21 protein-coding genes are annotated in these 23,223 nt (G+C 54.6%); 19 read left to right on the top strand and 2 right to left on the bottom strand.

Features of this window, described 5'->3' with window-relative positions; all coding sequences use genetic code 11:
• The first annotated feature begins 501 nt into the window (after nt 1–501).
• The 9 genes from ACTQ34_RS03280 to ACTQ34_RS03320 all read left to right on the top strand — a co-directional run bounded on the left by ACTQ34_RS03280 (nt 502) and on the right by ACTQ34_RS03320 (nt 7,794).
• A complete protein-coding gene (locus ACTQ34_RS03280; protein WP_441362487.1) occupies nt 502–822 on the top strand; it encodes a thioredoxin family protein in 321 nt (106 codons plus the stop codon).
• Between the two features lie 41 nt (nt 823–863).
• Nucleotides 864–1,793 (top strand): thioredoxin-disulfide reductase, encoded by a 930-nt coding sequence (gene trxB, locus ACTQ34_RS03285; RefSeq protein WP_441362488.1) that lies wholly within the window; start codon nt 864–866, stop codon nt 1,791–1,793.
• A 24-nt stretch (nt 1,794–1,817) separates the two neighbouring features.
• The gene (locus tag ACTQ34_RS03290; RefSeq protein WP_441362489.1) at nt 1,818–2,102 is read left to right on the top strand and encodes a GNAT family N-acetyltransferase; all 285 of its coding nucleotides are present in this window, start codon (nt 1,818–1,820) and stop codon (nt 2,100–2,102) included.
• A gap of 18 nt (nt 2,103–2,120) precedes the next feature.
• Nucleotides 2,121–2,336 (top strand): hypothetical protein, encoded by a 216-nt coding sequence (locus tag ACTQ34_RS03295; RefSeq protein ID WP_441362490.1) that lies wholly within the window; start codon nt 2,121–2,123, stop codon nt 2,334–2,336.
• Between the two features lie 328 nt (nt 2,337–2,664).
• Nucleotides 2,665–4,077, top strand: coding sequence for a protein kinase domain-containing protein (locus tag ACTQ34_RS03300; protein WP_441362491.1), 1,413 nt, complete (start codon nt 2,665–2,667; stop codon nt 4,075–4,077).
• The gene (locus tag ACTQ34_RS03305) at nt 4,070–5,131 is read left to right on the top strand and encodes a hypothetical protein (RefSeq protein WP_441362492.1); all 1,062 of its coding nucleotides are present in this window, start codon (nt 4,070–4,072) and stop codon (nt 5,129–5,131) included. The genes ACTQ34_RS03300 and ACTQ34_RS03305 overlap by 8 nt, the downstream gene beginning before the upstream one ends.
• Before the next feature lie 255 nt (nt 5,132–5,386).
• Nucleotides 5,387–6,751, top strand: a complete 1,365-nt coding sequence (locus tag ACTQ34_RS03310; RefSeq protein WP_441362493.1) for a phenylacetate--CoA ligase family protein — start codon at nt 5,387–5,389, stop codon at nt 6,749–6,751.
• Nucleotides 6,752–7,075 (top strand): hypothetical protein, encoded by a 324-nt coding sequence (locus tag ACTQ34_RS03315; RefSeq protein ID WP_441362494.1) that lies wholly within the window; start codon nt 6,752–6,754, stop codon nt 7,073–7,075. It abuts the gene before it with no gap.
• A 107-nt stretch (nt 7,076–7,182) separates the two neighbouring features.
• Entirely contained in the window at nt 7,183–7,794 is a 612-nt protein-coding gene (locus ACTQ34_RS03320; RefSeq protein WP_441362495.1) for a recombinase family protein, read from the top strand.
• A gap of 72 nt (nt 7,795–7,866) precedes the next feature.
• Here ACTQ34_RS03320 and ACTQ34_RS03325 read toward each other — a convergent pair whose 3' ends face one another.
• Both ACTQ34_RS03325 and ACTQ34_RS03330 read right to left on the bottom strand, forming a co-directional pair.
• A complete protein-coding gene (locus ACTQ34_RS03325) occupies nt 7,867–8,193 on the bottom strand; it encodes a PTS lactose/cellobiose transporter subunit IIA (RefSeq protein ID WP_441362496.1) in 327 nt (108 codons plus the stop codon).
• Nucleotides 8,194–8,195: 2 nt separating this feature from the next.
• A complete protein-coding gene (locus tag ACTQ34_RS03330) occupies nt 8,196–8,495 on the bottom strand; it encodes a PTS sugar transporter subunit IIB (RefSeq protein ID WP_373166510.1) in 300 nt (99 codons plus the stop codon).
• Nucleotides 8,496–8,574: 79 nt separating this feature from the next.
• Between ACTQ34_RS03330 and ACTQ34_RS03335 the strand changes: the two genes are divergently transcribed.
• The 10 genes from ACTQ34_RS03335 to ACTQ34_RS03380 all read left to right on the top strand — a co-directional run bounded on the left by ACTQ34_RS03335 (nt 8,575) and on the right by ACTQ34_RS03380 (nt 23,152).
• Nucleotides 8,575–9,297, top strand: coding sequence for a MurR/RpiR family transcriptional regulator (locus tag ACTQ34_RS03335; RefSeq protein ID WP_441362497.1), 723 nt, complete (start codon nt 8,575–8,577; stop codon nt 9,295–9,297).
• Nucleotides 9,298–9,506: 209 nt separating this feature from the next.
• Nucleotides 9,507–10,910: a family 4 glycosyl hydrolase gene (locus ACTQ34_RS03340; protein ID WP_441362498.1), complete on the top strand. Its 1,404-nt coding sequence runs from the start codon at nt 9,507–9,509 to the stop codon at nt 10,908–10,910.
• Nucleotides 10,911–10,942: 32 nt separating this feature from the next.
• Nucleotides 10,943–12,241, top strand: a complete 1,299-nt coding sequence (locus tag ACTQ34_RS03345; RefSeq protein ID WP_441362499.1) for a PTS sugar transporter subunit IIC — start codon at nt 10,943–10,945, stop codon at nt 12,239–12,241.
• Nucleotides 12,242–12,301: 60 nt separating this feature from the next.
• Nucleotides 12,302–12,898 (top strand): RDD family protein, encoded by a 597-nt coding sequence (locus ACTQ34_RS03350; RefSeq protein ID WP_441362500.1) that lies wholly within the window; start codon nt 12,302–12,304, stop codon nt 12,896–12,898.
• Between the two features lie 138 nt (nt 12,899–13,036).
• Complete coding sequence (locus ACTQ34_RS03355) at nt 13,037–14,620, top strand: amidohydrolase (protein WP_441362501.1); 1,584 nt, start codon at nt 13,037–13,039, stop codon at nt 14,618–14,620.
• A 102-nt stretch (nt 14,621–14,722) separates the two neighbouring features.
• Nucleotides 14,723–15,973 (top strand): DUF4317 domain-containing protein, encoded by a 1,251-nt coding sequence (locus tag ACTQ34_RS03360; protein ID WP_441362502.1) that lies wholly within the window; start codon nt 14,723–14,725, stop codon nt 15,971–15,973.
• Nucleotides 15,974–16,132: 159 nt separating this feature from the next.
• The gene (gene rlmB / locus ACTQ34_RS03365) at nt 16,133–16,906 is read left to right on the top strand and encodes a 23S rRNA (guanosine(2251)-2'-O)-methyltransferase RlmB (RefSeq protein ID WP_441362503.1); all 774 of its coding nucleotides are present in this window, start codon (nt 16,133–16,135) and stop codon (nt 16,904–16,906) included.
• 21 nt (nt 16,907–16,927) lie between these two features.
• Nucleotides 16,928–19,264, top strand: coding sequence for a hypothetical protein (locus tag ACTQ34_RS03370; RefSeq protein WP_441362504.1), 2,337 nt, complete (start codon nt 16,928–16,930; stop codon nt 19,262–19,264).
• 464 nt (nt 19,265–19,728) lie between these two features.
• Nucleotides 19,729–21,813: an elongation factor G gene (locus ACTQ34_RS03375; RefSeq protein WP_441362505.1), complete on the top strand. Its 2,085-nt coding sequence runs from the start codon at nt 19,729–19,731 to the stop codon at nt 21,811–21,813.
• 133 nt (nt 21,814–21,946) lie between these two features.
• A complete protein-coding gene (locus ACTQ34_RS03380) occupies nt 21,947–23,152 on the top strand; it encodes an FprA family A-type flavoprotein (protein WP_441362506.1) in 1,206 nt (401 codons plus the stop codon).
• Nucleotides 23,153–23,223 lie beyond the last annotated feature (71 nt).

The raw sequence follows: 23,223 nt of genomic DNA on the forward strand, positions 1-23,223 counted from the left end.
TCCATACAGCAATAGGCCGTTGCATTGTTTTCGCCGATCATCCATCGTCATGCCGAGGTAATCGATCGGCAGCATTTCTTCTAGGCTGGGTTTGTCATAGCCCTGCGTGGTCGAAATATCGACCCGCTGCGCGGATGTGTTCCAACCGATGCCGATATCGAGGGCTTCACTAGGACAGTGGACGCGGCTGCCGCCATGGACACCATCGCAATGCCGGTCACAAGACCGATGATGGTTTTTTCATTTCCACTATCCCCATTTTGTAAAACTGTAACCGATTCGATGCAGAGCAGCTATTGCCGTGCAGGTGTTGTATAGCACGGTGTCTGCTGCGCAAACAATACTCTTAAAAGTGTGTTGTAATCTAACAGCAGAGTAAGTCACAGACAATATTTCTTGTTGTCTATTTCATGTCAAAAAACGCCTTTTGTGAGTTTATCACAGAAGGCAATCCCGGAATCGGGTATACTATAATCAAACAAGGAAAAAGGAGTTGCTATCATGGCTGCTATTCATATGCATGCGGATGAGTTCCGCGAGAGTACAAAACAAGGGATGCCGGTGCTGGTTGAGTTCTGGGCCCCGTGGTGCACCTACTGCCGCCGTATTAGCGCGGCTTACGAAAAAGTTGCAGAGCAGAACGAGGGAAAACTGGTGGTTGCAAAAATCAATATCGATGAAGAACCGCAGATCGCTGAGCAGGAGCGCATTGAGCTTGTGCCGACCCTCGTGCTCTATCAGAACGGCGCGTCGCTCGGTTCGATTGTCGCGCCCGATTCCAAGGCCAAAATCGACGCGTTCATTGCGGAAACACTGTCCTGACCGCAAAGTGGCGGGTTGCTGCATCAAAGCAGAAAGAAGGAATGAATATGGAGCACATTTATGATATGATCGTTATCGGCGGCGGTCCGGGGGGCTACACCGCTGCACTGTACGCCACGCGAGCAGGACTGGATACACTCGTGCTGGAAAAGTTATCTGCGGGCGGCCAGATGGCCCAGACCACCCAGATCGACAACTATCCGGGTTTTGAGGAAGGCATTGACGGTTTTGAACTGGGTGAAAAGATGCAGGCGGGTGCAGAGCGGTTTGGAGCGAAAACCGAGCTGGCTGAGGTGCAAGCGGTTCATGTGATGGAGAACCCCAAGCGTGTGGAAACCAGCGAGGGGGTGTTCTTCGCTAAAACCATCGTGATTGCTACCGGTGCCGATCATCGCTCACTTGGCGTCGAGCGCGAGACACAGCTAACCGGTCGAGGCGTCGCCTATTGTGCGGCCTGTGACGGCATGAGCTTCAAGGGCAAGACGGTTGCAATCGTTGGCGGCGGCAATTCGGCTGCGGCTGACGCATTGCTATTGTCGCGTATTTGCCAAAAGGTAATCCTGATTCACCGACGGGACAGCCTGCGTGCGACCAAGATCTATCATGCTCCGCTGATGCAGGCGGGCAATATTGAATTTCGATGGAACAGCACGGTGGAACAGCTGCTGGGCGACGAGCGTCTGTCCGGCGTTCGTCTGCGGGATACGGTGACCGGTGAGACAACCGACCTTACCGTTGACGGGCTGTTTGTCAGCATCGGCCGCGCACCCGAAACCGCCCTGTTTGCCGGACAGATTGCTTTGGATAACAGCGGATATATTATTGCGGATGAGTCTACCCGCACCGGAGTGCCGGGGGTATTTGCTGTAGGCGACGTACGCACCAAGGCAGTGCGGCAGGTGATCACCGCCGCGGCCGATGGCGCTGTTGCCGCATATTACGCTGAGCAGTATCTGACCGAAAATGGTTGACGAAATAAAAAGGAGGGCATTCTCATGGAGTTTTGCAAGCGTTCCGACCGCATTTGGATGGAGGATGAAACCGGAAGGGAACTCGCTTATGTTGCTTTCCCGGCGCGAGATGAGCATACGGTCACAATCGCGTCCACAGTGGTAGACGATACCTTGCGCGGGCAAGGCGTAGCTGGTGCGCTGCTGAATTCGCTGGCACAGGAGCTGCGTGCAAGCGGCCGCAAGGCCGTTCCGGTTTGCTCTTATGCCGTGCGGTGGTTTCAGCGGCATCCGGAGCAGGCTGATTTGCTGGCGCAAACCGATCGGTAACTTATGGGAGGCACCGCAATGAAACAACGACTGATTCGATGGCTGCGCCCGGCCTTGTTTACATTCGGCGGCGCACTGGTCGGCTATCTGTATTACCGTGTGATTGGCTGCGCTTCCGGTGCTTGTGCAATCACATCCAATCCAGTCAATTCTATGCTTTATATGGGTGCGATCGGCTGGCTGCTCTCTATCGCGTTTGGCAAAAGTCGTTGCGACAGCGATGAACAGCAGTAGTCATGCTTGTATTACATGTGTACCCTGTTTTGCATCGCAGGATGTGTCTGTACAAAGCAATTCGCCGTCAGATCGTCGGCGGCACATCGATAGAAAGGTAAAAAAACAGCGCGATGGGCGAAAAGCCTGCCGCGCTGTTTTTCGTATGAAGGGGTTCGTGCCGCATGGTGTTTGACATGTAGCTTGCCCGTGGACCTTGTGCTGGGCAACCGTTATGTCATGCCTTACGTCAGTCTGGAACAATGGGGCGGGTTGTCAGGTTGGTTGGCTTATTGTATAATAATTCCCAGACAAGTCATTCCATGACAAAAGGAAAGGATTACAGCCTATGGAGAGCCTTGAGGAACGGCTGCGGGGCTATGCGCCTCTTTGGGGGCAGTGGATTCCGGAAACACGAATTTATCGAAATGGCAGCTGTTGTGTTTATACCCTGTCCGGCGGAAGAGCGGAACAGGGCTTTGCCTGCGTGGTCAAAGTCGTTACGGTTCTGGGGCGAGGGGAAGAGCTGGAGCAGAGTCTCGCAGATGTCCGACAGGAAATCGCCGCACTGGAGCGGCTGCGCGGCTGCGAAAATGTAGTGACGCTTTACGATGACGCCTGTTTTCCGCTGTATGACGGGGACACGCTGGTTGGCTGGGATGTGCTCATGCGCATGGAGCAGCTGGACTGCGTGGCGGAACTGCTACGGGAAGGGGAAAGCCTGCCCGTATCGGAGGTCTGCACGTTGGCGCGGGATATTGCCGCCGCGCTTGCTGCTGCGCATCGAGCCGGTTTGATTCACCGGGATGTCAAGCCGGCCAATCTGTATCGTACCGCCGATGGCCGTTTCCAACTGGGAGATTTCAGCATTGCGCGCCACTGCCGCGCCGGGGTGCTGGAAACCATGACCGGCACTGCCGCTTATATGGCACCTGAAGTGGCCCGGGGCGAAGTCTATGATGGGCGCGCCGACCTCTACTCGTTGGGCATTGTCCTTTATCAGCTGCTCAATTATGGACAGCTGCCCCTGATGGATGAAAATACACCCTTTTCCGAGCGGGAAACAGCGGTCCGCCGCCGTTGGCAGGGGACGAAACTGCCGCCGCCGCCGGAAGGAGATCGGCGGCTGAAAAGAATCATCTTACGGTGCTGTCAGGCGCAGCCGCAGAAACGCTTTTCCTCGGCGGATGCATTGCTGAAGGCGCTTGAGCGGCCAAAAAACGGTTGGCGGACGGCGGCTGTGGCGGGATGGGCCTGCGCGGTGTTTGCCATAACGCTGGTGATGCTGCCCTATCCGATGCAGGCGCTTCGTGCGACCTTTTTGCCGCCGTCGGCGACCAAACTGGCAGAGGTGGAGCCGGAAGAGGGCTGCCGCTATGCAGTGGTCAAAGCAACCATGAATTGGGAAGAAGCGCAGGTCTACTGCGAGGCGCGGGGCGGACATCTGGCAACGATTACAAGCCAGAAACAGATGGACACCATCACTGCGCTGCTGGAGGAAAACCAGATCAACACGGTCTGGCTGGGGGCGAATAATTACAGCAGCAGCAGCGGCTTTCAATGGGTAACGGGCGCGTCGTTCGAGTTTGCGGCGTGGGCCATCGGTGAGCCTAACAACGATGGCGGCGACGAGCATTACCTGATGATGTACCGTAAGGACGATCAGGGCTGGGTTTGGAATGATTCGGTGATAAACGGGGTATATATGTTTGATGCGCAATCCTGTGGCTTTGTCTGTCAGTGGGATGAGACCGATGGATAGGGCCATGGAGGTGTCCCGCTGCGAAACCGTTGCCGATGTGCTGGCCTTGCTGGAAGAGCGGGACGGGTGGACTGAGCCTTGGCAGAGCTTCTTTGCCGATATTTTGGACGCTTCCGGATTGAGTTACAGCCGTTTTGCCTCCCGATGCGGTCTGAGTAAAAATACGGTGAAGCGTTGGCGGCTGCAAGGTGGCGCGCCCAAAAGCCGCGATACCTATATCAGGATTGGATTTGGTGTTGCAATGCCGCCCAAAGCGGTCAGCGACATGCTTTCTCGCTATGGCGGCTATTGTGGCCTCAATCCGAGAGACCCCTTTGACGCTTGCTGCGTTTTCTGTTTACAGAGGCGGGAACGGGGCGATTTGCGGTATGATTATGCTGCGGCAGAGACTTTATATCATCGGCTGTTGTCCGATTGGTCGCCGGACGGCCCTTCCGGCATTACCACCACAAAGCTGATGGCGCATCTGTCGGCTGTGGATACCGAAGCGGAATTTGCAGCGTTTTTGCAGGCGTTTGGGGCGGAGTTGACCGGGCGCAAGCAGAAGTTGGAGCGGTATCTGGAGGAATATCTGACCATGCATCGTCTGGAAGCGGTTCGGGACGGCGGCGGCAGTCTGCACAGTCTGGGCCTTCCGGCGTGGGTGGAGAAACAGCTGTCTCAGCTGCGGTGCCATGGTATCGTACCGCGGCGGCGCAGCCTGACGGCGCTGGGGCTGCATCTGAACATGACGCTGGAAGAGCTGGACGTGCTGCTGCATTACGCGGGTATGGACCCGCTGCGCGTACGGGACCGGCTGGAATGTGTGCTCATCTATGCGTTGCAACAGCTTTCTCTGACCCATCCGGAACTAGCCCTCGGAAACGCGACAGCGCTGCTGGCGGTGACACGGGATGCTGCAACCCGCCGCCGCTGCACCGATCTGGCACAGGAATATTGGCGGGCCGGATATCGCAGCGAGGCGGAGGACGTGGAAAGCGTGGTCGGTTATGTGCGCCACGTACTCGAACAACTGGATTTGGAGGAGGCGGACGAACTGCTGCATCTGCTCTGACGGAAGCAGATTCAAAAGCGTTAAAACCCTGCAAAAGGATTGCATTTGCATCTTTTTGCAGGGTTTTTCTATGAAAGTATATTCTATTATTCTGTCTGCCGATCAGGGTCAATTTGCGGAAAACAATGTAAAACAGTATGTTATACTCCCATTGCATCGAGAAAAAGGGGCGAAGAATTGTAGGCTCCTGAATGAAAAACATCGTAATGTCCGGCGGTGGACCGCAGGGCATTTTTCAGGCAATGGGGTTTTGCTATGTCGGTCAATAAATTCTTTATCGAAAAACTGCTGTACCCGGCGATGGAATACGGCAAAGGAAATCGGATTCGGGCTTATCTGCGTGAGATGAAGCAGACGCAATATGCCGCTCCAGAGGCACTGCACATACTGCGGGAGACGCGCTTGAAGCGGCTTTTACACGCCTGTGTCGCAGGCGTGCCTGCCTATCAGAACCTTGGTATTACCGATGAGGATATCGAAAAGGACCCGTGGGCTGTATTCCGCGCGATTCCGATTTTGAAAAAATCCGCGTTTCAAAACGATCCTCAGCGGTTTCTGAACACTAAATTTGACCGGTCACGGCTGATTCTCAATGTCACCGGCGGGTCCACAGGAGAACCGGTAAAATTTTTTATGGATCGGTACACCGTGGAGCATTACGAAGCCGCCCAGTGGCGGGGCCTGTCGTGGTGGGGCATTACTCCGGGCAGCAGAAGTGTCATGATTTGGGGCAATCCCATTGAACTGAGTCAGGAACAGCAGCGTTCTGCACGCTGGAAGGACCACTTGTTAAAGAATCGGACCATTCTTTCCGCCTACGACTTGACTGAGGAGAACGTGACACAGTATGTCCGTTTTCTCAACCGTTATCAGCCGGAATATCTTTATGGTTATGCCAGTGCGCTGGAAACGTTTGCCCGTCTGATGGAACCGTCTCGGGAGAAATTGCGCCTGAAGCATCTCAAAGCTGTTGTTTCTACCTCGGAAACGCTCAGCGATTTCCGACGGCAGAGCATTGGTGACACGTTTGCCTGTCCTGTTCTGAACGAGTATGGCGCACGCGATGCGGGTATTTTGGGTTATGAATGCCGGTGCGGTCATCTGCATATCACTGCGGAAAACTGCATTCTGGAGGTGGTGGACCCTGTCACGCTGGAACCGGCGGCACCGGGCCAGAGCGGTTTGGTTGTCACCACGGATCTCAATAATCTGGCTATGCCTCGCCTTCGTTACTTGTTGGGGGATACTGCCACGCTTTCGCCGGAAGCGGAATGTCCCTGCGGGGTAACGCTTCCCACTATCCAAAGTCTGGACGGGCGGGAGGATGCGATTTTCGAGCTGCCGGATGGAAAACTGGTCCATGGCAATTTTGTCAACCAACTCTCCAGAAAGTATCACACCATCCGACAGTTTCAACTGATTCAGACCAGCATGGATCGTGCGGAGCTGCGGGTGGTGATATGCGAGCAAGGAATGCTAAAGGAGGTAGAGGCGTTCCGAAGGGATGTTGCCGGTTTTATGCCGGGCGTAGAGGTCAAGGCTGTCGTGGTTCCCCGCATTGAACCGAGCAAATCAGGGAAATTCCGTTACTCTATCCGTCAGTTCGACCGGAGTATTTGATTGCCTCTGCCTTCCGGTGATGCTTTGGGCGAATTTATGGACGATATTGCCATACACAAGGGTGGTGCATTAAATTATCGCGGGGAAATCGGTAATAGAAGTTGGAAAAGAGATACTGTGGCAACGTTGGTTCATGAAATGGGATATAAGGAGGAAGAACCTCTGCGGGTAGCACTGTTTTTGAAATTCGCAAACCCAAACTATTATCAAGCTGTTTCAAAGGAATTCGAGAATCAAATACGCAGTGAGCACCCGGAGGGGAAGGTGCCATCGTTGGATAAAATCCTTCATGTGGATTTACTACGGGATGTATCAAAGAAATAGTAGCAGCAATAACAGAACATGGGTCGGTATCGTGAAGATGCCGGCCCATTTTTTTGCGTATCTGGGGTAGAATAGGCAGTAGATACTATTGATATGGAGGGGCACCGATGAAAGAAAAAATGTATGGGTATATCCGTGTATCTACAAAAGATCAAAATGAAGCGCGGCAGCTGGCTGCAATGCAGGCGTTCGGGGTTTGTGAAAAAAACATGGTCGTGGAAAAACTTTCCGGGAAGGATTTTTGTCGGCCGCTGTATCAAAAGCTGATTGCGCACCTGCAGCCAAACGACGTATTGGTCGTCAAAAGCATTGACCGCTTAGGCCGTAACTATACGGAAATTTTGGAGCAGTGGACCTATCTGACGAAAAAGCGGAATATTGCGATTGTGGTGCTGGATATGCCGCTTCTGGACACACGGCAAGGGCGGGATCTGACCGGGACATTGATTTCTGATATTGTTTTACAGCTTCTCAGTTATATCGCGGAAACCGAACGTCAAAATATTCATCAACGGCAGGCGGAAGGAATTGCCGAGGCCAGAAAGCGGGGGATACAATTTGGCCGAAAGCGGATTGCGATGCCGCAGGTTTTTGTGGATTTGGCCATGGGCTGGAAACGCGGTGAGATTTCCTCCCGCGCGGCTGCGGAGCAGCTGGGCGTTTCTTATCAAACTTTTTTGCGTCGTGCCAAGGAGTTTTGCGAGCATGCAGCGGGATAAGCTGCGATGAAATAAAAACAGAGGGGATATCCCGGATAAATGGGAATCCCCTCTGTTTTGTGGATGCGGATTTTATTTCTGCAAGCGGCGGTACAATTCAATGATCTGTTCGGAGAACAGGCGTGCGGTTTCCGCCATGGCAAGCTGATCTTCGGCATGCACCAGCGTTAAACGGGTTAAAAGCCCGGTTTCGCTGCTGACTTCTTCCTGAATCAGGTCAAAGTGTGCGTTGTGTGCCTGTAAGTATTCCTCGTTGCCGCGCGCAATGGCGGCTTCTGCTTCGGTGAAATCGCCGGTTTTTGCGTACTCAATCGCTTCCAGATAGTCGCTCTTGGCTGCGCCGCTGAAGGAAATCAGCTGGAAACAGGCCTGTTCCAGTTGTTCTTGTGTGATGGCCATTGTTATACTCCCATAATTTTTTTGATATCGCCATAGACCTTTTTACCGTCCATGGTGCCGTAGGCCATCATGTCGATGACCTCTACCGGCTTGCCTTCTGCAATTGCCGTAATGCGGTTTTTGAGATAGCGGATTTGCGGTCCGAGCAAAATGATATCCGCTTTACCGACGTGCTCACGCGCCTTGATTTCGCTGGCGGCCCATATGGTCATATCGCAGCCGTCCTCTTTGGCGGCGGCTGCAATCCGGTCGCACAGCATGCCGGTGGACATGCCCTGTGAGCAAAGAAGTAATACGTTCATAACTGGAGTGCCTCCTCTTGTGAATGGTGTAAAAAATATGATATACTTACAGAAAAACAAACACGGTGGGGGTAGAGCAATGAATCTTATCGATTTATCCAAGCGATATTTGCTCAATGAAACCGAACACCGGGTGTTGGAGTGTATTCTCCGTGCTGTGGAGCATGGGGATGCAAAAATCAACATCCGCGCGATCGCACAGCAATCCTTTGTATCGACGACAACCGTGATAAAGCTATCCAAAAAGCTGGGGTATCAGGGCTACAGCGATATGATGTATTCTCTGCGCCGTCACTCTGAGGCGGAGCGGGACGCTGCGGCCGGCATCGACCTGACAAGCATTCTGGAAACCGTGGATACGGACTGCATCGAAGCGTTTGCCGACGAGCTGCTGCGCTGTCGCAACCGCTGCATTTTTATTGTGGGTCTGGGCTTTTCCACGATCGCTTCGTCGTACTTTATGCGCCGTCTGGCAACGCTCGGCATTCTGGCTTACGACGGAGCGCCGGTGGATATGATGCGGGGCGGCAACGAACCAAGTCTGACCATCATCCTGTCCAAAAGCGGAGAGACGCGCGATTTGGTCGACATCGCTTTGCATGCGCAGACGCTGCACCATAAGCTGTATACCATCACTGCGCACGGCGATTCCACGCTTGCCCGGATGAGCGGTAACCGCCTAGTGATTCGCACGGGTGGATCGGTCGCCTATAATGTGCCGGATTTTTTCATTGGCCGGACGCTTATTCTGTTTGAGTACATTCTTTCCCGTTTGGTTGACCGGCTGCAGCAGGAAAACTGATCGTGCTGCTATGAGCATTTTAACATGCCGCAAAGTGGGCTGCAACAGATGCACAGAAAACAAAAACATGTTTTTTATGCAGTTGACAAATTTTTTATTCATCCAAAATGCTTGAAAAAACGTCTGTATTCTTTATGCTTATGGTTAAAGAGCAAGAGAATACAGACGTTTTTTGCTGCCCAAAAGAGGATTTAAGGAGGAAATACCGCGTGAAACAGTTTTCTATCGTAATTGCGGGCGGGGGAAGTACTTATACACCGGATATGCTGGAAATGCTTTGTCTGGTGCGGGAGCATTTTCCGCTACGCCGTGTCGTTTTATACGATATTGACGCCGAACGGCAGGAGCATATCGGCCGTTTTGGTGAGATTTTGTTCCGGGAATACTACCCGGAGGTGGATTTTTCTTACACGACCGACGAAGAAACCGCGTTTACCGATATTGATTTTGCGCTTGTACAGATTCGGCCAGGCGGTCTGAAGATGCGCGAAATGGATGAGAAGATTCCACTCAAATACGGTGTTATCGGACAGGAGACCTGCGGACCCGGCGGCTTTGCCTATGGTATGCGCTCTGTGCCGGCAATGATTGAGTTGGTGCGTGCCATTCGCCGCTATTCACCCGAGGCATGGATTCTCAACTATTCCAACCCGGCGGCCATCGTGGCCGAGGCGACCAAGCGGGTGTTTCCGGATGATTTTCGGCTCATCAACATCTGTGATATGCCGATTTCCATCATGGATATCTTCTGTCCGCTTGCGGGCGGACGCAAACGGACGGATGTCGAGCCGCGCTACTATGGCCTGAATCATTTCGGATGGTTTACCGCCATGTATGATAAAAAGACCGGCGAGGACGTCCTGCCGCAGATTTTGGACAAGCTCAAGCGCGGCAACTGCGATGAAGAACTGGGATTTTCGGGAAAGAACGATGATTACTGGAATTTCACCTTCAAACATTTGGAAAAAATGGTGCAGGACTATCCGTTCTCGCTGCCCAATACCTATATGCAGTACTATCTGTACCCGAATACCATGGTCGCACACACTGACCCCAACTATACCCGCGCCAATACGGTTATCGATGGTCGTGAGAAGCGCGTCAAGGCGTATTGCGATGAGATAGTTGCACTGGGTAAGATTCGCGGAACCAAATTTGATATGGACCGCAAATACAGCCAAGGCTCGCATAAAAATGCAGACGGTGAGTTTGAGTCGGCAACGATTGCGCACAACGACGCACACGCAACCTATATAGTCGAGCTGGCCATGAGCATCGCCTACAATCAGGGTGAGATTTTCCTGCTGATGACCGAGAACAACGGCATTGTGCCCAACCTGTCGGACGGGATGATGCTCGAGGTTGCCTGCCGCGTGGGGGCGCGCGGAGCGGAGCCGCTGCGCATCGCGCCGGCGGGCACGTTTGAAAAGGGACTGCTCGAGGGCCAGTATGCTTATGAGAAACTAACGGTGGATGCGGCACTCGAAGGCTCGTACCAGAAGGCGCTGCAGGCGCTGGTGGTCAATCGCACCGTGGTGGACACCGACTTGGCCCGCAAGATTCTGGATGAGTACATTGCAGTGAACGGGGAGCATTTCCCTGTTCTGAAATAAGACTGAGGCAGTGAAAGCAAGGGGGAAAGAAAATGAACAAAATAACCGAATTTATGGAGACGCATCTGATGCCGCTGTCGCAGAAGCTGTCCAGCAATAAATATCTGGTTGCGCTGCGCGACGGTTTGATGCTGTCCATGCCGCTGCTGATTATCGGCTCGATTGCCATTGTCATCGGTGATTTTCCAGTGCAGGCGTTCCACGACTTCATGACTTCGCTTGTGGGCGACGTTTGGGGCTCGTGGTGCTGGGATATGGTCAATCCTGCGACGATGGGGCTGGTTGCCCTGTTTGCCGTGGTCGGTGTATCGCACTCGCTGGCGTCCGAAGAAGAGGTTGAGCCGCTGCCCGCAGTTGCTATTTCGATTTCGGCCTATTTCCTGCTGCTCCAGCAGATGGACGAGGGCGGCTATGCCGCGTCCAGTTTTGAGGCGAGCGGTTTATTTACGGCGATGCTGACCGCACTGCTTGCGACTAAGCTGTATGCGGTGCTGCTTAAGAAAAACCTCAAAATCAAAATGCCGGAATCCGTGCCGAGCTTTGTTTCGCGCCAGTTTGAAGCGCTCATCCCGGCAACCATCATCGTGATTTTGTTCCTCGTCATCCGTCTGGCGTTTGCGGCAACGCCGTTCGGCACGGTGACGAATTTTATCGTCACGGTGATTCAAATGCCGTTGACTAATATTGGCACGACGCTTATCGGCACAATGTTCATCACCATTCTCAATTCGATTTTGTGGTTCTTCGGCATCCATGGTACTGCGGTCATCGACTCGTTTATGGGTCCGCTGTGGTATGCAGCGCGTTTCGCCAATCTGGATGCGTTCAACGCGGCGGCGGATGCAGTTCGTCCGTACATTGTCACGCAGGATTTCGCCAATCATATCATTTTCCTCGGCGGTACCGGCAACACGGTTTCGCTGGCGGCCATTATGGCGTTCCGCTGCCGCTCCAAGCGTATCAAGTCGCTGGGCAAGCTCGGCCTGCTGCCGGGTATCTTTAACGTCAACGAGCCGATTATCTTCGGCTTGCCGATGGTGCTCAACCCGATGATGGCAATTCCGTTCTTTATTGTCCCGCCGATTACCGTACTGCTTTCGTTCTGTGCGATGTACTTTGGTCTGGTGCCTTATCCGACGGGCGTTACCGTTCCGTGGACGCTGCCCGCACCGTTTGGCGGCTGGATGATGTGCGGAGACTGGCGTGGCGGTGTGCTGCAGCTGGTGGTAATCGTTATCGGCGGTTTGATCTATTATCCGTTTATCACAGCGCTGGATAAGCAGTATCTGGAAGAAGAACAGGCAGTTCCGGTGGAAACGGCGGCGGAATAACAGAAGTCAGGATATTTATACCGGTAATATGTGCCGGCTGTCGGATGGAGTGGAGTGCATTTGCAGAGTGAAAAAGCAATGAAGAGTGCAGGCATCAGCCCGCTGCGCCGTCTGGCGGCGTATGTGGTGGACTGGTATCTGGCAACGATGGTGTGCGGTGCGCCGCTCCTGCTGGTCAATTCCATGCGCACGGGGGTGGCCGCGTTGGATACATCGCTGCTGCCTGATGGCACGGGATGGCTTTGGGGAACGGTTGCGATCGCACTGGGCGTGCTGTATTACTGGCTGATACCGCTTGTGTGGAACGGCCAGACACCCGGCAAACGGTTGCTGCGGCTCAAAATTGTGCGCATGGATAACGGGGAGTCGGTTTCTGCGGGCAAGCTGCTGCTGCGGCAGGTTGTCGGTCTGCTCGTGCTGGAAGGCGCAGTGGCATTTCCAAGTCAGCTGCTGCGCGAGCTGTTGGCCCGTGCGGCAGGTGAGAGCGCAGCGGATGCCGTGCGTATCGGCATGGTGGCTATCACCATCGTGTCGGTGATGCTGGGTGTGTATACACCGGGCAAACGCATGCTGCACGACCGGATTTCCGGCACCCGTGAGGTGGTTTTGCCGGAAAAAGACGCAGCCTTCGACAGAAAATCAAATACCAAAGCATAGGTACATACGGGTCGGCATCAATTTTGACGCCGGCCCGCTTTTTTGTGCGGTCTGACACAAAATTCACAGTCTATTCAATTATTTAGGCGTTTGCGTGTTATACTGAAACCAAAGGTAACCGGAAAGAGGGAAGCGGCAATGAAGATGCTGTATTATGGCGGCACGATCCATACGATGGAAGATCAGGGACAAGCGGAAGCGCTGCTGGTGGAAAACGGTGTAATTGCAGCGGTGGGAGAATATGAGCGGCTGCATGCGCGGGCGAAGGATGCAGCCCAGATCAATCTGGATGGTCGTGTGCTGCTGCCTGCGTTTATCGACGCGCACAGCCATTTTTCCGGTGCAGCCTATGCAATGCTGCAAGCGCCGCTCGGGGAAGCGGTGGATTTTGCAGAGATTGAGGCCGCACTGACACGGTTTATCGCAGATAATCATGTGCCAGAGGGGCAGTGGGTGGTTGGCAAGGGCTACGACCAGAACGCGCTTGCCGAGCAGCGACATCCGACGCGCGAGGTGCTTGACCGTGTATCCGCGCGCCATCCCATCATGCTGGTGCATCAGTCCGGTCATATGGGCGTGTTCAATACGTTGGCGCTTGAATTACTCGGTGTAACGCCGGATACGCCCGCGCCCGAAGGCGGTGCCATCGGCAGGGAAAACGGTCGGTTGACCGGTTATATGGAAGAAAATGCGTTTTTGCAGTATCAACAGAAGGTCCCTGCCCCTGACCTTGCGGATTTAATGGATGCCTGCCGCCGTGCGCAGCAGCTTTATGCCTCATATGGTATCGCTACCGTGCAGGAGGGCATGATGCCGGAAAGTCTGGTCGAACTGTATCAGACGTTGCTGGCGCATCAGATGCTTGAACTGGATGTGGTGGCCTATCCGGGTGTGGATGTGCTTGATGAAATCTGCGACGCATTCCCGGAAGCGGTGCGGCGGTATGACCGGCATTTTAAGCTCGGCGGCTGCAAGATGTTTCTAGACGGCTCACCGCAGGGCCGCACCGCGTGGCTGCGTGCGCCGTATGCGGATGCACCGGACGGTTATTGCGGCTATCCCACCATGACAGACGAAGCATTACGGCAGGCGCTCACTGCGGCTTACCGCAGTGGAATGCAGCCGTTAGCGCACTGCAACGGGGATGCCGCTGCGGCGCAGTATCTTTCCGCTGTGGCGGAGATGGAGCGGTCGCATTCGGATTTCCGTGAACTGCGGCCGGTAATGATTCATGCGCAGCTGCTTGCACCCGACCAAATGGAGGAAGTAGCTCGGTTGGGCATCATCCCATCGTTCTTCATTGCGCATATTCATCAGTGGGGTGACGTGCATGTTCGCAACTTCGGTATGGAGCGCGCTTCGCACATCAGCGCGGCGGGTTCTGCGCTCTCGCATGGTATTCCATTCACTTTCCATCAGGATACCCCTGTTCTGCCGCCCGATATGTTGCATACGATCTGGTGCGCGGTGGAGCGTGTGACCAAGGACGGCGTGACGCTCGGCGCGGACGAACGCATTCCGGTTGTGGACGCGCTGCGCGCGGTTACGGTGAACGCTGCGCGGCAGTATTTTGAGGAAGCGCGTAAAGGCTCGCTGCGACCGGGCAAAACAGCCGACTTGGTATTGCTCGATGCCGATCCGTTCGCCGTGCCGTCTGAACGGCTGCGGGACATTCGCGTATTGGAAACGGTCAAGGCAGGGGAGACCATCTTCCGTGCGTGAGAACCGCGCGGCAAAAATCCCTTGCGTTCCGCATGGGGGATGCCGTATACTAAGACGGAAGATCACCGGCCCCGACGGGGCGCAGAACAGGAGAGAAGCAACATGAATATCACCAAAGGCGATGTGCTTGAGCTGCGCCGCCGCCTAAAAAAGACCGAATGTACCTTCGGCCGTATGTGCGGCTGCTATGTCAACAGCGGCAAACAGGTGGTGCTCAAATTCAGTGAATCCTTTTCCGAACTGGAAGAGGACGAGTTTTATAAATATCTGGAGATCGCCAAGAAAACGCTGTCCGGCACACTGGGCAGCAACCTGCTCGAACTGGAGTTCGACCGCAGCGAGTCGGCCACAGAGCATCAGAAGTATCTGCTCGCGCTCAAGGAGAGCAAGCTGGGTAATGAAGAACTACTCGACCGCCTGTACGAGCAGATCATCGCAGAATATGCCTATCCGGGCAACTATTTGATTCTTGTCTATCACGATATTTACGATGTGCCGTCCAAAGCGACCTCGGGTGAGGAGCAGGATGAATCCGAGGAAATTTACGAGTACATACTTTGCGCGGTTTGTCCGGTTGAACTGTCCAAACCCGCACTGGGTTACCGCGAGGACGAAAACCGCATCGGCGCGCGTGTGCGCGACTGGGTGGTCGGTCTGCCTGACCTTGGCTTTGTCTATCCGGCGTTTGCAAACCGCGGCAGCGATGTCAATGCCGTGATGTACTATGTCAAAACCGGAAAAAGCTCCCATCCGGAACTGGTCGAGCAGGTGCTCGGCTGCGTGCCGCAGCGCACGGCGGCTGAGGACAAGCAGGCATTCCGCAGCGTGGTGCTCGATGCGTTCGGGGAAGACGAAGAGCAGGCAGATGCCGCCTTTTTCCAGATTCAGAAAACCATCAGCGGCATGGTGGCTGAGCGGGAGGAGGACGAGTCCCTACCGCCGGTCAGCCTGACGGCGGAGACACTGTCCGGTCTCGCCACCGAGGCAGAGGTACCGGAAAAGGTGCGTGAGCTGATGGAAAAAAGCTATACGCATGTGTTTGGTGATACGCCGCCCGTGGCGGATAATGTGCTGGACAACAAGCTGGTTGAAGAAGGCACTGCTCGTGCGCATACAGCAGCACTCGAGCAGAAAGTAGCGGTTTTGCAGCAAGAGCTGGCAGCACAGGCGGCGCAGCGCGCCGATGAGGACGGCGACACACCCTGGCGCGAGGATACGGAGATTGAGCTGCATGTGCCGCAGGAGCGGGCAAGCCGCATTCGTGCGGACATGGTGGACGGGCAGAAGTGTCTGCTGATTCCGCTGGAAGAAGGAGAACACGCTCGCATCAACGGCGTGGAGCAGCCGCTGTAATTCTCTCAAAATGCACAGAGGACGGGGCGAAGTCTCCGTCTTTTTGCATATAAATGGGGAAACAAGCTCTGTTTCGCGTTTTTTAAGCGGATATGATTGAATGTGACGGCAAAAGTGTGCTATAATGTCACTATCTAAGGTTTTTTGGAGCGTAGGAATATGGCTTATGAAAAAAACAGACGTCGGCCTGCGAGAGAGGACGACGGCACATTGATTGAAGGTCGAAATGCAGTGCTCGAAACGCTGCGTGCAGGACGCGCGGTGGACAAGGTCTTTGTAGCAGAGGGCGCGCGCATCGGTGACGTGGCGGCGGAAGCGCGCCGGCATGGTGTGCCGGTGGTCACCTGCGACCGCCGCAAGCTCGACCATATGAGTCCGACGGGCAACCATCAGGGCGTGATTGCGCAGGCGGCGGCACAAGAATACGTTTCGCTCGACGACATTTTCCGCGTGGCGGAGGAGCGCGGCGAGGTGCCTCTTATTGTGGTATGCGACGGCATTGAGGACCCGCACAATCTGGGTGCTATCATCCGCTCGGCGGAAACGGCGGGCGCGCATGGCGTGATTATCCCAAAACGCCGCGCGGTCGGTCTGACGGCGGCGGTGGCGCGCGCGGCAGCGGGTGCGCTGGCCTATGTGGGTGTGCATAAGGCGAACAATCTTGCCGCCACGCTCGACGAGATGAAAGCACGCGGCGTTTGGCTGTTCGGCGCAGAGGCCGACGGTACAGTCGGCTTGTATGAAGCCGCATTTGATAGGCCAACGGCAATCATTATTGGTTCGGAAGGACAGGGGCTGAGCCGCCTGACGCGGGATAAGTGCGATTATATTGTCAGCATCCCCATGTGCGGGCGTGTCAATTCGCTCAATGCGTCCAATGCAGCGGCGGTATTGCTGTTTGAAGCGGTACGTCGCCGCACGCAAGCCGACTAAAGGAGGCAAATAGATAAGGATATGGACAGAAAAGACGAAACCATGAACCTGGAAGCGATCAAGGCGATGCTCAGCGACGTACCGGATGGCGATGAGTTTGATCTGGATTCCATTATCGCTGAGGTGGAGGGTGGCGCACCGGCGCAATCGCATCATGCGCCCCGCTCTGAACCAGCGCCTGCCAGAGTAGCACAGGAGCAGCGGTCACCTGCGCGTGAGACGCCTAAAGCGGCGCCGCAGGTACATGTGCAGGAGCCGAAAATGCCGGAGCCAGAGCCACCGAAAGCAGCACCGGTACAGGCGGCGGATCCAGCGCCGCAGGCCGCGCCGCGCACTGCACCGAAAAAGCGTGCGCCGCACAGGGTTGATCCAGAGGAGCAGATTCCGGATTTGACCGCTTTTGAAGAGGCGGAACAGGATGAGCGTGCCGCGCGCATTGCTGCAAGAGAGGCCAAAGCTGCCGCGCGGCAGGAAAAGGCGGCAGCAAAGGCGGCGGCCCGACAGGCAAAACGCGAAGCAAAGATGGCGGCCAAGCAGGCTGCAGATGCGGAGGACGGATTCGATGATGCTCCGGAACTGTCGGGTGCAGCGGCATCCGGGGCGGCAATGTCATCCAAACGTGCAGCCCGCAGCGCTAAGATGACGCGCAAGGAAGCTCGTGCGGCTCGCATTGCAGCTGAGCAGGCCGAGGAGGAAGAGGAAATTCAATTGCGCGATCCGGCGCAGGCGCAGCGTGCGTTTAAGCGTCGGGCGCAGGGCCTGTCTGCGCGCTCTATTGTTGTGCTGATTCTTGCGGTGGCCGCGGCATATCTCAGTCTCGCGCCCGGTTTTGATGTTTTGCCGTTGCCGCTGGCGCTTGATGTGGTGGAAAATCCGACAATCGGCATCGGTGTGCTGCTTTTGCTGCAATTCATCGCCCTATTTGTTGGTATTGATGTGTTCGGCATGGGCTTTTATAATTTGCTGCATGGCATGCCTGACCGCGCTTCGCTGGTGTCGTTTGCAATTCTTGTGGCGCTGCTGCACGGTGCGTCCATCATTGTGTTTGATAATCAGTCCGGCGTGCAGATACCGTATCTGGCGGTCAGCATTCTGCTGTTGTATGCTGCAATGCGTGAGGAACGCGGTCGATTTGCAGCGCGCGCGCGTGCCTATCAGGCGATCTGCTCGGCAGAGCAGCCCGCAGCTATTTACAGCCATTATGACGCAGAGGATGATGCCTGCCGTGCGGTCAAAGGTCCGCTCCATGCGGAAAAGGCATTCCTGACCGAGATGGAACGTGCAGACACGGTGGATCGATTCTCCATGATTTATGTGCCGGTCGCACTGGCAGCCTCTATTATTTTTGCGCTGCTCGCTTCGGTTGGACGTGGTGAGCCGATACGCTTTTTCTGGGCGTTTTCCGCTATTTTGTCGGTTTCCGCTCCGCTCGGTCTCATTTGTGCGTTTGGCGCAAGCTATAAGAACGTGTCTCGCCGTCTGCTTGCCTCGGGCGCGGCGATTGCAGGTGCGCGGCAGGCGAATCTGATGCGCGGTACGGAAGAGGTTGTACTGACCGAGAACGATTTATTCCCATCCGGATCGATCAGCCTGGAGTCGTTGCAGAACATGGGCCGCCTGTCGGATGACAAGGTGCTTGCCTGTGCGGCAGCGTTGGCGGATGGTGCCGGTCTGGAGCTGGGGCGTGTGCTGACCGAGGCTACACGTGAGCGCTATGGCGTAACGTTGGCCGCGCGCAATGTGCAGGAAGTGGAAGGCGGCCTGACGGGAGATATCGGCACCAGTCGTGTGGTGCTGGGTACGGCGGCACTGATGGTGAAAATGGGCATTCGAATTCCATCCGGACAGGGGGAACAGGTTTGCTCATATTTGGTAGTGGATAACGCGCTGACCGGTGTCTTGACGCTGCGTTATCAGCCAACGAAGCATACTTACCGCGCGATGCGCATGATGCGCCGCATGCATATGAATGCGGTGCTGGCGGTGCGGGATTTCAATATCTCACCTGCGATGATAGAAACAGAATTCGATTTGCGTCGCGGTTTTGCCGACCAGCCCAATCCGGCTGGTGTAATGCGGCTGCTCGATCCGAACTACTCAGACGGGGATGCGCCTGCTGCCATTTTGACGCGTGAAGGCGCGGGTGCGTTTGTGCAGGTGCTGCGTTGTGCGGACAAGCTGGCCGGTGCGGTGCGCTCCGCGCTGACATTGGGGGCGTTTGCGGGTATTTGCGGCATGCTGATTGTTGCCTATCTGGTGTCGCAGAATGCGGTGGACGCGCTGCCGGTGATGAATATACTGTTGTATTTGCTTCTCTGGTATATCCCGGTGTTCATTATCACGCAGCAAACACATTGAGAAACAAAAAAGCAGGTCTGGACCATCAAAGTCCAGACCTGCTTTTTTTGCCTTGCGTGGCAACAGGGAAGAGAAGATCCGCCCGAGGCGGTAAAAAAGAGAGAGAAAAAAGTCAAACGGGCAGGACGGAGGCTACGGAAAAAACGGCAAGCGCAACCGCCAGTACGGCTGTTGCGGTAGCAAGATAAGCACGTGTCATAGGAACCGCCTCCTTGGATGCGTTAAAATACTTTATACTATATAAACGTATGTCGCGCCAATTTTGTGACAGGAAAATTTGTAAAAATTAAAAAATTTTTGTCAATCAGATTTCGGTGCTGGAAAAACGAAAAACAAGCGTCAAAAATGCACAAAAAACAGCTTGCGTACATGCACACAATAGTGTATAATTACAAATAAGGGAGTCGTTCCCGCTAACAAAGCGCCCGCATAATAAGGCTCGGGCAGGGGAGTGTTTATCAACTATGGCCAATTACCCGGTTAACAAGATTCGTAATGTATGTCTCATGGGACACGGCGGCGACGGCAAGACCTCGCTCGTCGAAAGTATGCTCTATATCGCCGGTGTAACCGATCGTGTCGGCAAGATCACGGACGGCAACACGGTTTGCGATTTCGACCCCGAGGAAATCAAGCGTCAGTTCTCGATTTCGACGGCTGTCGCGCCGATCGAGTGGAACGGCTGCAAAATCAATTTGCTGGATACCCCGGGCTTCTTTGATTTTGAAAGCGAAGTAAATTGCGCTCTGCGTGTGTCGGAGTCCGCTCTTATTATCGCCACCGGCAAGTCCGGTCCGGGCGTTGGCACGGAAAAGGCGTGGGAGCGCTGCGAGGCGCGCGCTATGCCGCGCATGTTTTACATCTCCAAGATCGACGAAGAAAATTCGGATTACTATACCTCGCTGCATAAGCTGCAAAAGCAGTTCGGCGTATCGGTTGCGCCGATTGTTGTGCCGATTTTCGAGGGCAATCGCGATACGGTCGGCGTTGTGGACTGCGTCATTCGTAAGGCATATCGCATGGAAGGCAACAAGCGTGTGGAGATTCCGATCCCGGATGATATGAAGGAGCGTATCGACCAGCATCGTGCAGCGCTGTGCGAAAACGTGGCGGAGCTGTCCGAAGAGCTGATGGAGCGGTATTTTGCAGGCGAGGAATTCTCGGATGAAGAGCTGATCGCCGGCATCCGTCAGGGTGTTAAGGATTTGGTTATCGCACCGGTATTCTGCGGTACTGCGGCAACCGGCATCGGTTCCTATGCGCTTTTGAAGGGTATTGCAGACTATATGCCGTCTCCGGACGAAAAGCCGGTGGAAATCTGCGAGGATGAAAAGGGCGAACTTATCGAAATCAACTGCACGCCCAACGGTTCGACCTGTGCGTTTGTTTTCAAGACGGTTGCCGACCAGTATGGCCGTTTCTCGTATTTCAAGGTAATGTCGGGCGAAGTCAAGCAGGATATGACTCTGGTGAACAAGCGTGCCGATGCTAATGAGAAGATGGGTCATATCTATACAGTCTGCGGCAAAAAGACCACCGAAGTTCCAGTGGTTGGCTGCGGTGATATCGGTGCGGTTTCCAAGCTGGTAACTACCAAGACAGGCGACACACTCTCGATGAGTGTGCGCAAAGTCGAACTGGAGCCGATCGAGTTTGCGCCACCGTGCTATACGCAGGGCATTGCGCCGAAGGTGAAGGGCGCAGAAGAGAAGATTTCCGCAGGTCTGGCTCGTCTGCACGATGAGGATCCGTCCTTTGAGACCGAGTTCAATCCGGAAACCAAGCAGCACACCATTTCGGGTGCGGGCGACATTCATCTGGATGTGCTCTGCTCTAAGCTTAAGGATAAGTTTGGCGTAGAAGTAGCGCTCACGCCGCCGATCGTTCCGTATCGTGAGAAGATTCGCAAGACGGTGGTAGTTGAAGGCAAGCATAAGAAGCAGTCCGGTGGTCATGGCCAGTACGGTCACGTTAAGATGGAATTTGTACCGTATCCGGAAGGCGATTATCTGTTCGAGGAGAAGATTTTCGGCGGTTCGGTGCCGAAGAATTTCCACCCGGCAGTCGACAAGGGCATCCGTGAGGCGATGGAGCACGGTGTTCTGGCAGGTTATCCGCTGGTCGGTCTGCGCGCCACTTTGCTTGACGGTTCGTATCACGATGTAGACTCCAACGAATTGTCCTTTAAGATGGCGGCGCGTCTGGCGTACAAAGCGGGTATTCCGCAGGCAAGCCCGGTTCTGCTTGAGCCGGTCTGCTCGATGAAGGTTATTATTCCGGATGCATACATGGGCGATGTCATCGGCGATTTGAATAAGCGTCGCGGTCGCATTATGGGCATGAACCCAATTGAGGGCGGTAAGCAGGAGATTCTGGCTGAGTGCCCGATGGCGGAGTTGTCCGACTACGCCATCACGCTGCGTTCGATGACGCAGGGGCGCGGCTCGTTTGTTTCCAACTTTGAGCGGTATGACGAGGCACCCGCACAGGTGCAGGAAAAGGTCATCGCGGAGAACAAGGCGAGGCTGGAAGCGCTCAATAAGGAATAAAACATTGATTCTGTCAAAAACCGGCTGTTTTACAGCCGGTTTTTTGTTGTTGTGGATCTCATCGCAGGGTAGACGAAAAAAAGAATCTGTGATATAATTTTAACAAATCAAGATAATACGGAGGTTTCTTGCGATGCACACGATCAGAAAGATCCAAGATGATCTTGTTTATGTGGGCGGAAGCGATCGCCGCCTGAGTCGGTTTGAAAATCTGTTTCCAATTCCGCGCGGCGTTTCCTATAACAGCTATTTGCTGCTGGACGAAAAGACTGTTTTGTTTGACACGGTGGATGATGCGATCAGCCGTCAGTTCTACGAAAATATTACCGCTGCACTGGCGGGCCGTCCGCTGGATTATCTGGTGGTTCACCATATGGAGCCGGATCATTGCAGCATGATTGTTGCGCTGCTGCACCGTTACCCTGAGGCAAAGATTGTTTGCAGCGCCAAGGCACTGGTTATGCTGACGCAGTTCTATGCAGAGGACATGACGGAGCGCGCACTGGTGGTTGCGGAAGGGGACAAGCTCTCTACCGGCCGCCATACGCTGCACTTTGTTATGGCGCCGATGGTACACTGGCCGGAGGTTATGGTTACCTATGACGAGCCGAGCAAAATCCTGTTCTCGGCAGATGCGTTCGGTACGTTCGGCGCGCTGGCAGGTAATATTTTCGACGATGAGCTGGCGTTTAACAGCGTTTGGCTGAACGATGCCCGCCGGTACTATACGAATATTGTTGGCAAATACGGTGCACAGGTACAGGCACTGCTGAAAAAAACGGCGGCCTTTGACATTGAAATGATCTGTTCGCTTCATGGCCCGATTTGGCGTGGCAACTTGGGTCTGCTGATGGATAAGTATCAGAAGTGGAGCACCTATGAGCCGGAGGATAAGGGCGTGATGATCGCCTATGCCACGATGTATGGAAACACGGAGAATGCGGCGAATGTGCTGGCCGGCATGCTGGCCGATAGAGGCGTGCACAATATCGCAATGTATGATGTATCCGGCACGGATGTTTCCGAACTGGTAGCGGAGAGTTTCCGTTGCAGTCACCTGGTGCTGGCTGCGCCGACCTATAACGGCGGTTTGCAGCCGCGCATGGAATCGTTCCTGCATGATCTCAAGGCGCTGAATCTGCAGAATCGCACGGTGGCTCTGCTGGAAAATGGTACTTGGGCGCCTGTTTCCGGTCGCCATATGAAGGCGATTCTGGAGGGCATGAAGAATATGACCTTGCTGGAAAATACGGTCGCGCTGAAGTCTGCGCTGGCGGAAAATCAGTTTGATGCACTGGAAGCGTTGGCAAATGAGATTGCAGCCCAGATTGTCGAATAATCTTTCTTTATGATATGAAACGCCGTCCGGCAGAAACGATTGTTTCTGCCGGACGGCGTTTTGTTGTTCTG

This window comes from Agathobaculum sp. LCP25S3_E8, from assembly GCF_052117165.1.
GTDB lineage: Bacteria > Bacillota > Clostridia > Oscillospirales > Butyricicoccaceae > Agathobaculum.

Coding starts and splice junctions, on each gene's coding strand:
- ACTQ34_RS03280 (WP_441362487.1), top strand. CDS start 502: ATGGCTGCTATTCATATGCATGCGGATGAGTTCCGCGAGAGTACAAAA.
- trxB (WP_441362488.1), top strand. CDS start 864: ATGAATATGGAGCACATTTATGATATGATCGTTATCGGCGGCGGTCCG.
- ACTQ34_RS03290 (WP_441362489.1), top strand. CDS start 1,818: ATGGAGTTTTGCAAGCGTTCCGACCGCATTTGGATGGAGGATGAAACC.
- ACTQ34_RS03295 (WP_441362490.1), top strand. CDS start 2,121: ATGAAACAACGACTGATTCGATGGCTGCGCCCGGCCTTGTTTACATTC.
- ACTQ34_RS03300 (WP_441362491.1), top strand. CDS start 2,665: ATGGAGAGCCTTGAGGAACGGCTGCGGGGCTATGCGCCTCTTTGGGGG.
- ACTQ34_RS03305 (WP_441362492.1), top strand. CDS start 4,070: ATGGATAGGGCCATGGAGGTGTCCCGCTGCGAAACCGTTGCCGATGTG.
- ACTQ34_RS03310 (WP_441362493.1), top strand. CDS start 5,387: ATGTCGGTCAATAAATTCTTTATCGAAAAACTGCTGTACCCGGCGATG.
- ACTQ34_RS03320 (WP_441362495.1), top strand. CDS start 7,183: ATGAAAGAAAAAATGTATGGGTATATCCGTGTATCTACAAAAGATCAA.
- ACTQ34_RS03325 (WP_441362496.1), bottom strand. CDS start 8,193: ATGGCCATCACACAAGAACAACTGGAACAGGCCTGTTTCCAGCTGATT.
- ACTQ34_RS03330 (WP_373166510.1), bottom strand. CDS start 8,495: ATGAACGTATTACTTCTTTGCTCACAGGGCATGTCCACCGGCATGCTG.
- ACTQ34_RS03335 (WP_441362497.1), top strand. CDS start 8,575: ATGAATCTTATCGATTTATCCAAGCGATATTTGCTCAATGAAACCGAA.
- ACTQ34_RS03345 (WP_441362499.1), top strand. CDS start 10,943: ATGAACAAAATAACCGAATTTATGGAGACGCATCTGATGCCGCTGTCG.
- ACTQ34_RS03355 (WP_441362501.1), top strand. CDS start 13,037: ATGAAGATGCTGTATTATGGCGGCACGATCCATACGATGGAAGATCAG.
- ACTQ34_RS03360 (WP_441362502.1), top strand. CDS start 14,723: ATGAATATCACCAAAGGCGATGTGCTTGAGCTGCGCCGCCGCCTAAAA.
- rlmB (WP_441362503.1), top strand. CDS start 16,133: ATGGCTTATGAAAAAAACAGACGTCGGCCTGCGAGAGAGGACGACGGC.
- ACTQ34_RS03370 (WP_441362504.1), top strand. CDS start 16,928: ATGGACAGAAAAGACGAAACCATGAACCTGGAAGCGATCAAGGCGATG.
- ACTQ34_RS03375 (WP_441362505.1), top strand. CDS start 19,729: ATGGCCAATTACCCGGTTAACAAGATTCGTAATGTATGTCTCATGGGA.
- ACTQ34_RS03380 (WP_441362506.1), top strand. CDS start 21,947: ATGCACACGATCAGAAAGATCCAAGATGATCTTGTTTATGTGGGCGGA.